Source organism: Streptosporangium sp. NPDC048886 (assembly GCF_055586905.1).
Genome location: NZ_JBVJHH010000025.1, coordinates 32,625 through 46,108, shown reverse-complemented (window position 1 = coordinate 46,108; position 13,484 = coordinate 32,625). Strand labels below are relative to the sequence as shown.

At 72.2% G+C, this 13,484-nt stretch carries 9 protein-coding genes; all 9 read right to left on the bottom strand.

Going from position 1 to position 13,484, the window contains the following annotated elements; all coding sequences use genetic code 11:
* Positions 1–43: 43 nt before the first annotated feature.
* The 9 genes from ACZ6R6_RS28800 to ACZ6R6_RS28760 all read right to left on the bottom strand — a co-directional run bounded on the left by ACZ6R6_RS28800 (position 44) and on the right by ACZ6R6_RS28760 (position 13,416).
* The gene (locus ACZ6R6_RS28800) at positions 44–712 is read right to left on the bottom strand and encodes a response regulator (RefSeq protein WP_306875018.1); all 669 of its coding nucleotides are present in this window, start codon (positions 710–712) and stop codon (positions 44–46) included.
* Positions 709–3,249 carry a sensor histidine kinase gene (locus tag ACZ6R6_RS28795; RefSeq protein ID WP_470098467.1) on the bottom strand — a complete coding sequence of 847 codons (2,541 nt, stop codon included), beginning with the start codon at positions 3,247–3,249 and terminating at the stop codon, positions 709–711. Before ACZ6R6_RS28795 ends, ACZ6R6_RS28800 begins: the two co-directional genes overlap by 4 nt.
* 186 nt (positions 3,250–3,435) lie before the next feature.
* Positions 3,436–4,659 carry an MFS transporter gene (locus ACZ6R6_RS28790; RefSeq protein ID WP_470098465.1) on the bottom strand — a complete coding sequence of 408 codons (1,224 nt, stop codon included), beginning with the start codon at positions 4,657–4,659 and terminating at the stop codon, positions 3,436–3,438.
* Between the two features lie 103 nt (positions 4,660–4,762).
* Positions 4,763–6,184 carry a nitronate monooxygenase gene (locus ACZ6R6_RS28785; RefSeq protein ID WP_470098463.1) on the bottom strand — a complete coding sequence of 474 codons (1,422 nt, stop codon included), beginning with the start codon at positions 6,182–6,184 and terminating at the stop codon, positions 4,763–4,765.
* On the bottom strand, positions 6,177–6,794 hold the full coding sequence (locus tag ACZ6R6_RS28780; RefSeq protein WP_470098461.1) for a hemerythrin domain-containing protein: 618 nt from the start codon (positions 6,792–6,794) through the stop codon (positions 6,177–6,179). The genes ACZ6R6_RS28785 and ACZ6R6_RS28780 overlap by 8 nt, the downstream gene beginning before the upstream one ends.
* Positions 6,795–6,828: 34 nt before the next feature.
* A complete protein-coding gene (gene narI, locus ACZ6R6_RS28775) occupies positions 6,829–7,518 on the bottom strand; it encodes a respiratory nitrate reductase subunit gamma (RefSeq protein WP_470098459.1) in 690 nt (229 codons plus the stop codon).
* Positions 7,515–8,237, bottom strand: coding sequence for a nitrate reductase molybdenum cofactor assembly chaperone (gene narJ, locus ACZ6R6_RS28770; protein WP_470098457.1), 723 nt, complete (start codon positions 8,235–8,237; stop codon positions 7,515–7,517). The genes narI and narJ overlap by 4 nt, the downstream gene beginning before the upstream one ends.
* On the bottom strand, positions 8,234–9,784 hold the full coding sequence (gene narH / locus ACZ6R6_RS28765) for a nitrate reductase subunit beta (protein ID WP_470098455.1): 1,551 nt from the start codon (positions 9,782–9,784) through the stop codon (positions 8,234–8,236). Before narH ends, narJ begins: the two co-directional genes overlap by 4 nt.
* Positions 9,784–13,416 (bottom strand): nitrate reductase subunit alpha, encoded by a 3,633-nt coding sequence (locus ACZ6R6_RS28760; protein WP_470098645.1) that lies wholly within the window; start codon positions 13,414–13,416, stop codon positions 9,784–9,786. Before ACZ6R6_RS28760 ends, narH begins: the two co-directional genes overlap by 1 nt.
* Positions 13,417–13,484 lie beyond the last annotated feature (68 nt).

Below are 13,484 nucleotides of genomic sequence, written 5' to 3'. Positions count from 1 at the left end.
CGGTGACGGCGGCCGGGCGAGGACGGCCGGGCGGCGGCGGGGGTCAGGGCTGGAACCGGTAGCCCATCCCCGGTTCGGTGAGCAGGTGGACCGGGCGCGCGGGGTCGGGTTCGAGCTTGCGGCGGAGCTGGGCCATGTACTGGCGCAGGTAGTTGGTCTCCGTGGTGTGCCTGCTGTCCCACACCTGGGTGAGCATCTGCCGCTGGCTGATCAGTTTGCCCGGGTTACGCAGCAGGAGTTCGAGCATGCGCCACTCGGTGGGGGTCAGCCGCACTCCCCCGGAGATCGTCTTGTTGGCCAGGTCCACCGTGTGGCCGCCGATCCGGACCTGGGCGGGCTCGGCGTCCTGGACGGCGGTGCGACGGGTCACCGCCCGCATGCGGGCCAGCAGCTCCTCGATGTTGAACGGCTTGGTGACGTAGTCGTCGGCGCCCGCGTCCAGGGCCTCGATCTTGTCCTGGTTCCCGGCCCGCCCGGAGAGCACGATGATCGGCACGGCGGTCCAGCCGCGCAGCCCGTGGATGACGTCCACGCCGTCGATGTCGGGCAGCCCGAGGTCGAGAACGATCAGGTCGGGGTGCCAGTCGGCGGCCTGCCGCAGGGCCGAGCCCCCGTCCGGGGCCAGCGCCACCTCGAAGTGCCGGGCGAGGAGGTTGATCCGCATGGCCCGCAGGATCTGCGGTTCGTCGTCGACGACGAGGACGCGCGTCATGCGCGCGCCCGCGAGGGGACGGACAGCGTAAGGATCATGGTGAGACCTCCCCCTGGCGTTTCCTCCGGAACAAGCATCCCGCCCATCGCCTCCGCCAGCCCCCGGGACAGGGCCAGCCCCAGCCCGACGCCCGTGTGGTTGTCCCGGTCGCCCAGCCGCTGGAACGGCATGAAGACGCGGTCGTGCGCCTCGGGCGGGATGCCGGGGCCGCGGTCGACGATCCGGATCTCGACGTGGTCGCCGTGCCGGCTGGCGGTGATGAGCACCTTCCTGCCCGCCGGACTGTAGCGCACGGCGTTGGACATGACGTTGACCAGGATCCGCTCCAGCAGCGCGGGGTCGGCGAGGATCTCGGGCAGGTCCACGGAGATGTCGCCCTCGACGCGGTCGCGGAGCGGGCCGAGGTCGTCGATCGAGCGCGGGATGACCTCTTCGAGCGCGACCGGCTGCAGGGTCAGGCCGAGCACGCCCGCCTGCAGGCGGCTCATGTCGAGCAGGTTGGCGACCAGCCGGTCGAGTTTGACCAGGGACTCCTCGGCGGTGGCCAGCAGTTCCTCGCGGTCCTCCGCGCTCCACTCGATCTCGGTGCCGCGCAGGCTCCCGACGGCGAGCCTGGCCGAGGCGAGCGGGCTGCGCAGGTCGTGGCTGACCGCGGCGAGCAGGGCGGTGCGCATCTTGTCGGCCTCGGCCAGCGGCCCGGCCAGGTCCGCCTCCCGGCGCAGGCGCTCCTGGCGCAGCGCCACCGCCGCCTCCGCGGCGAACGCCTCCAGCACCCGCCGGTCGGCGGCGTCGAGCAGCCGGCCGCGCGCGGCGAGCACCAGGTCCCCGTCGATCGCCACGTCGGTGTCGGCGTCCCCCGGGCAGCCACAGGGCGGGCCGCCCGACGTCGCCACGATCCGCCACGCCCCCGGCGCGGACTGGTCGTCCGGGGCGGGCTCGCCGGCGCGTTCCAGCAGCGTCACCGAGGTCAGGGCGAAGGTCTCGCGCAGCCGCGCCAGCAGGGACGGCAGCGCCGCCTCGCCGCGCAGCACGTGGCCCGCCAGGGTCGACAGCACCTCGGCGTCCGCCCGCGCCCGCGCCGCCTCCCGCGTGCGCCGGGCCGCCAGGTCCACGACCGCGCTCACCATGGCGGCCACCAGGACGTAGACGCTCAGCGCGAGCAGATTGTGCGGGTCGGAGACGGTGAACCTGCCGAAGGGCGGCGTGAAGTGGTAGTTGAGCAGGAGGAAACCGGCCACGGCGGCGGTGAGGGCCGGCCACATGCCGCCCACCAGCGCGACGCCGACGACCATGAGCAGGAACAGCAGGATCGCGCCGGGCAGCGTCAGGTCGGCCCTGAAGGGGAGCAGCGCGGCGGTGAACGCCGGGATGCCCAGCAGTGCCATGGCCCAGCCGGCGAGTCTGCGGGTGCGGGTGAGCGCGGCCCGCGGCCGGACGGCCCGCCCGCCCCTGCCCACCTCGGCATGGGTGATCATGTGGACGTCGATGGAGCCGGACAGCGCGGTGGCGGTCACCCCGACGCCCCGGGAGAACAGCTGGGCGAACCGGCCCCTGCGGGAGGCGCCGAGCACCAGCTGCGTGGCGTTCACGCCGCCGGCGAAGTCGAGGAGCGCGCGTGGCACGTTCTCCCCCACCACCTGGTGGTAGGTGCCGCCCAGGCTCTCCACCAGCGCCCGCTGGCGCGCCAGGTGCGCCGGGTCGCCCCCGCCCAGCCCGTCGGAGAGGGTGACGTGCACCGCCAACAGGTCGGCTCCCTTGGTCCTGGCCGCGATGCGGGCGGCCCGCCGTACCAGCGTGTCGCCTTCGGGGCCGCCGGTCAGCGCGACCACGACGCGCTCGCGGGCCTCCCAGGTCCCGGCGATGCCGTGGTCGGCGCGGTACTGGTCGAGCTGGTCGTCGACCTTGCCCGCGAGCCAGAGCAGGGCCAGCTCGCGCAGGGCGGTCAGGTTGCCCACCCGGAAGTAGTTGGACAGCGCCGCGTCGATCTTCTCCGGGGCGTAGATGTTGCCGTGGGCCATCCGGCGGCGCAGCCCGTCGGGCGGCATGTCCACCAGCTGCACCGCGTCGGCCCGCCGCACCACCTCGTCGGGCACGGTCTCGCGCTGCGGCACCTCGGTGATCTGCTGGACGACGTCGTTGAGCGAGTCGAGGTGCTGGATGTTGACGGTGGAGATGACGTCGATGCCGGCGTCGAGGATCTCCTCGACGTCCTGCCAGCGCTTGGCGTTCTTCGAGCCCGGCACGTTGGTGTGCGCCAGCTCGTCGATCAGCGCCACCTTCGGCGCGCGCGCGACGACCGCCTCGACATCGAGCTCGGTGAAGGTCGTCCCCCGGTAGGGCACGGTCCTGCGGGGGACGACCTCGATGCCCTCGATCAGCTCGGCGGTGCGGGGGCGGCCGTGGGTCTCGACGAGGCCCACGACCACGTCGGTGCCCCGCGACAGCCTCCGGTGCCCCTCATCGAGCATCGCGAAGGTCTTGCCGACGCCGGGGGCCGCGCCCAGATAGACGCGCAGCCGACCGCGTGCCCTGTTCATCGGCCGCCTCTCCTCACCGCTCGCCCCGCGGGCCGCCCGCCCCCGGCGGACGGTCCCCTGCTCCGATCATCCCCTGTCCGGGGCCGGGGTGAGCAGCCGGACCACCCCGGCGACCGGGTCAGGTCGCGGGCAAGGCGGTGGCGGGCACGACATCGAACGGACACGGCCCACCACATACCCCGATGGCTACGTCGCCGCGGTGAGACGTCGCGAGGCCGTCAGGCGGACCACGGTCATCGTCAGCACCACAGTCAGCGCCGAGGTCGCGGCCAGCAGCGCCAAGCCGAACCCGTAGGAGCCGAGTTCGCCGTAGAGGAAGCCCATCAGCAGCGGCGGCACGAACCCGCCCAGCCCTCCTGCGGCGCCGACCAGCCCGGTGACCGCGCCGACCCGGTCGGCCGGCGCGGCCTGCGCGACGAGCGCGAAGGTGGCGCCGCTGCCCGCGCCCAGCGCGGCGGCCATGGTCAGGAAGGCGATCGTGCCCACCGGCATCAGACCGGGTGTGAGGGCCTGGACCGCCGCCGCGATCGCGACCACGGCGAACACGCCGGCCAGGACCGGGATCGGGCCGATCCGGTCGGACAGCCAGCCGCCGATCGGCCGCATCACGACCGCGAGGACCACGAATCCGGCCATGCGGTCGGCGGCGTCGGCCTGCTCCAGCCCGTAGCCGGTCTGCAGGTAGGCGGGCAGGTAGACGGAGAAGGCGACGTAGCCGCCGAACGCCACGGCGTACAGGACGCAGGCCTGCCAGGTGATCGCTAGCTTGGCCGTGGCCGCGAGCCGTCCTGACAGCGGTTGCGCCGAGACGGTGCGGCCCGGCGCGTCGCGCATGACCAGCCAGGCGACGACGGCGTAGACGGCCAGCGCGATCGCGGTGATGAGGAAGGGGGTGGCCGAGCCGCCGGCCTTGACGAGCTTGACCGTGGTCAGGGCGCTGATCGCGGTGCCGCCCATGCCGGCGCCGAAGATGCCGATGGCCAGGCCACGGCGGTGCGGCGGGAACCAGGCGTTGACGAACGGCACGCCCACCGCGAACACCGTTCCGGCGATGCCCAGGAAGAAGCCGCCGACCAGCAGCATCGGCAGCGAGCTCTGCCCGGCCACACCGATGAACACGACGGGCACGATGCTGGCGGCCGAGATCAGCGGGAACATCAACCGGCCGCCGAAGCGGTCGGTGAGCGCGCCGACCGGGATACGGCCCAGCGAGCCGACGATCACCGGGACGGCGACCAGCAGGGCCTGCTGGGCGGACGACAGGCCGAGCAGGTCCTTGAACCGCGGCCCCAGCGGGCTGAGCAGCGCCCAGGCCCAGAAGTTCAGTGCGAATCCGAGGGTCGCCAGGCCGAGCATGAGCGCGGGTCTGCCGCCGACGGCGGCCGGGTCCTTCTTGTCGGTCATCGTCATCTTCCCTCATTGCTGTCATCACGCACCAGCGCGTGCTGTCTGTTACATCCCGGCCCAGGGGTCCGGTGCGGGGTGCCGATCAAGGCCCTCGGTGAGGTGCCGGTCATGCGGGTGCCCCCAGCAGGATGCGGTGCACGACGTCGGCGGCCGAGTGGTCCTCGGGCAGCCCGTCGAGAAAGGCGGCGTCCTGGCCCAGGGTGAGCAGGGCGGGCTCACGGTAGCCGTCGCCGCGGTGCTGGCCCAGGCCGATGGCGGCGGTCAGACCGTTGCACAGGCATTGGCGGCCCGCGGCCTCCTCGGCGGGCCTGCCCTTGCGCACGTAGGTGTCGACGGGTTCGGCGGGGCAGCGGTAGCCGACCGCGCCGTCGGGCTTGACGTACGGGGTGCGCAGGTAGCCCAGGTCGCACAGCCGGGGCCGCCGCTCGTGGACCCCGGGCTCGGACAGGGTCCCGGGCACCTGCGCGACCTTGAACGGGAAGCCGGTCGGCGAGGCGCGCGGGTCGTTGCGGACCTCCAGGGTTCCGGCGGCGGCCTCGCGCAGCAGGCGGCGCCTGAGCCCGTCGTCGAGTCCCGATTCGCGGCACAGCGCGAACGCCGAGCCGACCTGGATGCCGGTGGCCCCCGCGGCCAGCGCCCGGGCCAGCCCGTCGGGTGTGCCGTAGCCGCCGGCCAGCCAGAACGGCAGCCCGAGCGCCGCGACCTTGCCGGTGTCGACCTCGTCGCGCGGGCCGTACAGAGGTTCGCCGGCCGCGTCCAGTTGCAGGCGGCCGCGCGGCGGCGCGCTGTGCCCACCGGCCACCGGCGTCTCCAGGACGAACCCGTCGGGCCGCGCCTGCGGGGAGCGGGCCAGGTAGGTGGCCAGCACGTGAGAGGAGACGATCGCCAGCAGCTTCGGCCGCCGCAGCGGCTCGGCCGGGCGGGGCGACAGCGCGACCGGGTCGAGGCCGATCGTGTACCGCGTGTCGTCGGCGCCGGCCACGGCGACCGTGATCTCGGCCGGGCGGTGCGCGGCGAACTCGTCGAGCAGGTGCGGGATCTCCGCCGGAATGCCGGCGCCCATCAGCACGTAGTCGACACCGGCCAGCATCGCCCCGTAGACGGCGGCCGGCGTGGTCAGCTGGATCTTCTCCAGGTAGTTGACGCCGATCAGGCCGTCGTGCCCCTGCCGGGCGAGGAAGACCTCGGCGAAGTTGGCGACCACGATCAGCTCGTCGCGGGCGCGATTGGGCCGCAGCCCGAGCCGGGGCACCGGCCGGTACGGCTGCCCGGGCTCCGTCCCGCCGGGCACGAAGTAGCGGCCCAGCACCCGCTCGGCGATCGCGGGCACCGGGAAGCAGGCCAGCGCCCGGCGCAGGTGCCCCCCGGGATCGCCGAGCTGCAGCCGGCGGGCCAGGGTGACGTCCAGCGCGGTGCCCGACACCACGCCGAGCTGCCCGGTCCGGGCGACGGCGCGCGCCAGCCGCCACCCGGACACCGCGACGCCCATGCCACCCTGGATCAGGACGGGGAGCGCGGCCTCAGACACGACGCGCCCGCATCGTACGCGCCCAGGTCAGCAGGTCGGTGTCCATCTCCCTGGCCACGTCGCGGGTGGCGAGGATGTGCACGACGTCGTCCTCCGGCAGCGTCTCCACCATGATCGACAGGCCGTCGCAGTCGCTCACGTGCGGCAGGATCTCGCGCACCAGCTCGATTCCCCGCGCGGCCTGGTCCTCGCCGACCTCCTCCAGGTCGTTGAGCATCGCCAGCTCCGCCAGTTCGGCGAGCTCGCGGATGTTGCGGATCGTGTCGTCGTGGTCGCTGAGCAGCTTGTCCACGTGATCTCCGCCGAAGATGGGCAGCAGGCCCGGGTACATGGCTTCTTCCTCGTAGCGGAAGTGCGGCCCGATGGCCGCCGACAGTGTCTCCACCAGCTTCCTGACCCGTGCCGAGTCGCCGCTCTTGAAGGCGTCGATCAGCGTGAGCAGCAGATCCCTGACCTCGCGATGCTCGGCGTGGAACGCTTCGGTGAAGTGGTCGGCGATGGACAGCACGCAGTCCTCCAGCTGTGGGATGGGCGCTCGCGCGGTGACGGGAGTGCCGGTCCGCATGGGTCCGCCGTCCGGCGGCACCGCCGCCACCTGGACAACGCTCATTGCTCGCTCCTTGCCGTGAAACGCTGGATGCCGGTCATCGGCGCACGCCGAGCGGGGCGCGTCGCCGGTAGACGACGTAGGGCCGCCACAGGTACGCGAGCGGCGCCGACCACACGTGGACGAGCCTGGTGAACGGCCAGATCGCGGTGAGCACCCATGCCGACAGCGCGTGCAGCTGGAAGATCAGCGGCACGTCCGCCATCAGGCCGGGGTCGGGGCGGAAGGTCAGGACGCCGCGGAACCAGACGGCGATGGTGGCGCGGTAGTCGTAGCCGCCGCCGAGCAGGTTCTTGCCCACGGTCGCGGTCATGCCGAGCAGGATCACCGCCGCCAGCACGGTGAACAGGACCTTGTCCGCGCGGGTCGTGGTGCGGCGCACCCGCGGGCTGGTGAAGCGGCGGGCCAGCAGCAGCCCCAGTCCCGCGACCACCATGACCCCGGCCACGGTTCCGGCGCTCACCGACACCAGGTGGTAGAGGTGCTCGTCGACGCCGACCGCCTCGGTCAGGCTCTTCGGGACGAGCAGGCCGAGCACGTGACCGCCGATGGCGGCGAACGCGCCGAGGTGGAACAGCGGGGAGCCGAGCCGCAGCAGCCGGCTCTCCAGCACCTGCGTGGTACGCGTCGTCCAGCCGAACTGGTCGACGCGCCAGCGCCAGACGTGACCGACAACGAAGATCGTCAAAGCGATGTAGGGCACGACCACCCAGAGCGCGACGCTCACGGCCGCACCTCCAATCCGTTCAGGGGCGGGCCGAACGGGGCCAGCCCCACCTCCTCGGCGGGCGGTCCCGCCAGTGCGAGATCGGCCACCGCGGCCCGCTCGGCCTCCGACAGGCCGGGCAGCTCGGCGCAGAGCGCGTCGAGGACCCGCGCGTACGGCGAGCCGCCCTCGTGCAGCGCGGTGCGGATCAGCTCCAGGCCCTTGCGGTGCTGGCGCAGCGCCGCCTCGCCGGCTGCGGGCCCGGCCAGGGCGGCGAACTCGCAGACCACGGGGAGGAAGTCGGGCAGCTCACCTTCCGGCGGGGTGAGCCCGGCCACCCGGTAGCGCTGCTTGATCGTCAGCAGGGCCATGCCGCGGCGGCGGGTGTCGCCGTGCAGGTAGTAGGTGAGGTAGAGGCTGGACTTGCGGCGCAGGTCGAACGTCTCGACGTAGGCGCGCGCCAGCGCCATCGGCTCGGTGGCGCGGAACCACTCGACGAACCCCGTCAGCGACTCGCGCGCCGCCGACTCCGGCAACCGGCCCACGGCCACGGCCAGCTCATCACGCGCGGCGATCAGGCCGGGGTCGGGATACTGGAGCAGCAGCGACACCAGCCGGAGCAGCGTCGCCCGGTCCTGCGGGCAGAGCTCGGGCAGCGCCCGCCCAGCGCGCCGGGCGGGCCCGCTGTGCGGGCCGGGCGCGGCGGGCGCGGGACGGCGGGGCCAGGTGCGGAGCTTCACGCCGTGCCTCCCCTGCCGACGAAGAGCTTGAGCCCCGTACGGCCGTCGCCGCGGCGCCCGGTCACGCCGGCCGGGTGGAACTCGCTCATCCCGGGCCCGCCGTCGCCGTCCAGGCTGCACCCGTCCATCTGGGCGGACAGCGCGGCGGCGTCCTCGCGGTGGGCGGCGGGCACGACGTAGCGCTCGTCGTACTTGGCGATGGCCAGCAGCCGGTACATCTCCTCCATGTCCTCCGCCGTCATCCCGGCCGACTCCAGCAGGTCCGAGGCCACGCTGCCGTCGAGGGTGCGGGCCCGCATGTACGAGCGCATGGCCGACAGCTTCATCAGCACCCCGGCCACGACCTCGGTGTCCCCGGCCGAGAACAGGCCGGCCAGATACTCCAGCGGGATGCGCAGGTCGGTGATGGCGTGGAAGACGTTGTCCGGGTCGTCGGCGTCGGCGCCCCTGCCGGTGACGGCGTCGAGCACCGGCGACAGCGGCGGGATGTACCAGACCATGGGCAGCGTGCGGTATTCGGGGTGCAGCGGCAGCGCCACCCGGTAGCGCATGGCCAGCCGGTAGATCGGCGAGCGTCGCGCGGCCTCGATCCAGTCCTCGCTGATCCCGCCCGCCCGGGCGGCCGCGGCCACCTCGGGGTCGTCGGGGTCGAGGAAGACCTGGCGCTGGGCCTCCAGCAGGTCGCGCGGGTCGGCGACGCGGGCGGCGTCGAGGACGGCGTCGGCGTCGTACAGGATGAGACCGATGTAGCGCAGCCGGCCGACGCAGGTCTCGGCGCACACGGTCGGCTGTCCCGCCTCGATGCGGGGGAAGCAGAACGTGCACTTCTCGGCCTTGCCGGTCTTGTGGTTGACGTACACCTTCTTGTACGGGCAGGACGAGACGCACATGCGCCAGCCGCGGCAGCGGTCCTGGTCCACCAGGACGATGCCGTCCTCCTCCCGCTTGTACATCGCGCCGGAGGGGCAGGCGGCGACGCAGGCCGGGTTGAGGCAGTGCTCGCAGATGCGCGGCAGGTGGAACATGAAGGTCTTGTCGAACTCCATCTTCACCTTCTCCACCATGGCCGCGAGGTTGGGGTCGGCCAGGGCGTGCTCGGGGGCGCCGCCCAGGTCGTCCTCCCAGTTCGCGCCCCAGGTGATCGCCATGTCCTGCCCGGTGATGGCCGACTTGGGGCGGATGACCGGGACGTGCGGCCCGGCGGGGGCGTTGATGAGGGTGTCGTAGTCGTAGGTGGCCGGCTCGTAGTAGTCGTCCAGGTCCGGCAGGTCCGGGTTGGCGAACAGGTTGAGCAGCCGCTTGACCCGGCCGCCGGCGCGGAGCTTGAGCCGCCCGCGCCGGTCGAGCTCCCAGCCGCCGTGCCAGCGCTCCTGGTCCTCGTAGCGTTTGGGGTAGCCGACACCCGGCTTGGTCTCGACGTTGTTGAACCAGACGTACTCGACGCCGTCCCGGTTGGTCCAGGTCTGCTTGCAGGTGACGGAGCAGGTGTGACAGCCGATGCACTTGTCCAGGTTCATCACCATGGCTACCTGTGCCATGACACGCATTAGTAGGTCACCTCCTGGCCGCGGCGGCGGATCACGGTGACCTCGTCACGCTGGTTGCCGGTCGGTCCGTAGTAGTTGAAGGCGTAGGTGAACTGCGCGTACCCGCCGATGAGGTGGCTGGGCTTGAGCAGCAGCCGGGTGAGGGAGTTGTGCACGCCGCCGCGCCGGCCCGATCTCTCGGTGAGCGGCACGTTCACGTTGCGGTCCTTGGCGTGGTACATGTACACGGTCCCGGCCGGCATGCGGTGCGAGACGACCGCCCTGGCCGCGACCACGCCGTTGCGGTTGTACGCCTCGATCCAGTCGTTGTCGGCGACCCCGATCGCGGCGGCGTCCTCGACGCTCATCCAGATCGTCGGCCCGCCGCGCGAGAGGGCGAGCATGTAGGCGTTGTCCTGGTATTCGGAGTGGATGGACCATTTCGAGTGCGGGGTCAGGTAGCGCACGGTGACCTCGGCCGCCCCGCCGTCGCCCTGGTCGCCGTAGTGGCGGCGCATGTTGAGCGGCGGCCGGTAGGCGGGCAGCTGCTCGCCCAGCTCGATGATCCAGTCATGGTCGAGGAAGAACTGCTGGCGGCCTGTCAAGGTGTGCCAGGGCTTGTCCCGCTCGACGTTGATAACGAAGGCGGAGTAGCGGCGCCCGCCGGTCTCCGACCCGGACCACTCGGGCGAGGTGATCACCGGCTGCGGCCTGGACTGCGTGTCGGCGAACGTGATGCGCTTGCCCTCGTGCTCGGCCGCCAGGTCGGCCAGTTCCGTGCCGGTGCGCCGCTCCAGGCTCTCGAAGCCCTGGGTGGCCAGGCGGCCGTTGGTGGTGCCCGACAGCGCGAGGATGGCCTCGCACATCCGGTCGGCGGTGTCCAGCGAGACGCGTCCTTCGCCGGTGGTGCCGTTCTTTCCGGCCAGGTAGTCGAGCTCCGGGCCGACCCGGTAGGTCACGGCCTTGGTCGTCAGTCCCAATTCGGCGAAGAGCGGCCCGATGGAGCGCATGCGCTCGCCGACGGCGGCGTAGTCGCGCTCGATCGTCACGATCTTCGGCATCGTCTTGCCGGGTATGGGCTCGCATTCGCCGTATTTCCAGTCCCGCACCCGGCCGCCCGGCTGGGCGAGCTCGTCGGGTGTGTCGTGCGTGAGCGGAACGGCCAGCACGTCGGTGCGCCTGCCCAGGTGATCGGCGGCCAGCTCGGAGAAGCGGTCGGCGAGGGCGAGGAAGGTGTCGTAGTCGCTGCGGGTCTGCCACGGCGGGGCGATGGCCGGGTTGAACGCGTGCACGAACGGGTGCATGTCCGTGCTGGACAGGTCGTGCTTCTCGTACCAGGTGGCGGCCGGGAGCACGACGTCGGAGAACAGCGCCGTGGACGTCATCCGGAAGTCGATCGCGGTGAGCAGGTCGAGCTTGCCCTCGGCGGCCTCCTCGCGCCAGGTCACCTCGGCCGGGTGCAGCCCTTCCTGGTTGCGGGTCTCGGCGTCGGTGCCGAGCAGGTGCCGCAGGAAGTACTCGTTGCCCTTGCCGGAGGAGCCGAGCAGGTTGGCCCGCCACACGGTCAGCACGCGGGGGAAGTTGGCCGGGTCGCCCGGGTCCTCGGCGGCGAAGCGGAGGTCTCCGGACTTCAGCTCGTTCACGACGTGCTCGGCCACCGGGACGCCGGCCCGGTCGGCCTCGTCGGCGAGGGTGAGCGGATTGCGGTTGAAGGTCGGATGCGAGGGCAGCCAGCCGAGCCTCGCGGCCTGGGCGTTGCAGTCGGCGAACGACTTGCCGTCGAAGGTGCCGGGGCCGAGCGGGCTGGCGAGTTCGGCCGCCCCGAACTGCTCGTAACGCCACTGGTCGGTCGCCAGGTACCAGAACGCGGTCCCGGCCATGTGCCGGGTCGGCCGCTGCCAGTCGAAGGCGAAGGCGAGGTGCTGGAAGCCGGTGATCGGGCGGACCTTCTCCTGGCCGACGTAGTGCGCCCAGCCGCCGCCGTTGACACCCTGGCAGCCGGTCAGCAGCACCAGCGTGAGGAACGAGCGGTAGATCTGGTCGGAGTGGAACCAGTGGTTGGTGCCCGCGCCCATCGCGATCATCGACTTGCCCTGGGTGCGCTCGGCGTTACGGGCGAACTCGCGGGCGATCCTGGCGATCGTCTCGGCGGGCACCGAGGTGATCTCCTCCGCCCACGCCGGCGTGTACGGCTGGCTCGCGTCCAGATACGACTGCGGCCACTCGCCCGGCAGGTCGCGGGCGACGCCGTACTGGGCCATGAGCAGGTCGAAGACCGTGGTGACCAGCTTGCCGCCCACCTCGGTGACCGGCACGCCACGGCGCATGATCGATCCGCCCTCGGTGGCGCCCTCGTCGAAGCGCGGCAGGTCGACGGCGACCGCCCGCTCCGACCGGTCCATCAGCGTCAGCTCCGGGCTCGCGCCGTCCAGGCCGAGGTTCCAGCGGCCCTCGCCCTCCTGGCCCCAGCGGAAGCCCAGCGAGCCGTTCGGCACGACGGCCGCGCCCGTCTCGGAGTCCAGGAAGACGGTCTTGAACTCGGCGTTCTCGCTGGTCTCGCCCCCGTCCTCAAGCAGGTCGGCGGCGGTGAGGAACCGGCGCGGCACGTACGCGTCGCCGCGCGGCTCCAGCGTCACCAGGAACGGAAGGTCCGTATATTTCCGGACGTAGTCGGTGAAGTAAGGGACCTGGCGGTCACGGAAGAACTCCGTCAGCGTGACGTGCCCCATGGCCATGGCGAGCGCGCCGTCCGTGCCCGGGTGCGGCGCCAGCCAGTCGTCGGCGAACTTGACGTTGTCGGCGTAGTCGGGACTGACCGCGACCACCTTCGTGCCCTGGTAGCGGGCTTCGGTCATGAAGTGAGCGTCCGGAGTGCGGGTGACCGGGATGTTGGAACCCCACATGATCAGGTAGCGGGAATTCCACCAGTCGGCCGCCTCCGGCACGTCCGTCTGGTCGCCCCACACCTGCGGGGAGGCGATCGGCAGGTCGGCGTACCAGTCGTAGAAGGACAGCAGCGTGCCGCCGATCATCGACAGGAACCGCGTACCGGCCGCGAACGACGCCATCGACATGGCCGGGATCGGCGAGAACCCCACCACCCGGTCGGGGCCGTACTGCTTGACCGTGTGCACGTGCGCCGCGGCCATCAGCTCCAGGACCTCGTCCCAGTCGGAGCGGACGAACCCGCCCTTGCCGCGCGCCCGCTTGTACGCCCGCGCCCGCTCCGGGTCGCCGGTCAGCTCCGCCCACGCCAGCACCGGGTCGCCCAGCCTGGCCTTGGCCTCGCGCCACATCTCCAACAGCACGCCCCGCACGTACGGGTAGCGCACCCGCGAGGGAGAGTAGGTGTACCAGGAGAAGGACGCGCCGCGGGGGCAGCCGCGCGGCTCGTACTCGGGCGAGTCGGGGCCGACCGACGGGTAGTCGGTCGCCTGGTGCTCCCACGTGATCAGGCCGTCCTTGACGAACACCTGCCACGAGCACGATCCCGTGCAGTTCACACCGTGCGTCGAGCGCACCACCTTGTCGTGCGCCCACCGGTCCCGGTAGAAGCGGTCCCAGCCGCTGGGGTTGATCTGGTGCAGGGTGCGGCCGTCGGCCGACACCTCCGATTTGGTGAAGAACGCACGGGCGGCGAGCAACGGCCCCATGCCGGGGGTGGAGTCGATATCAGTCACAGGTCTTCCTCGCCCCAGGGGTAACAGCGGACATAGATCAT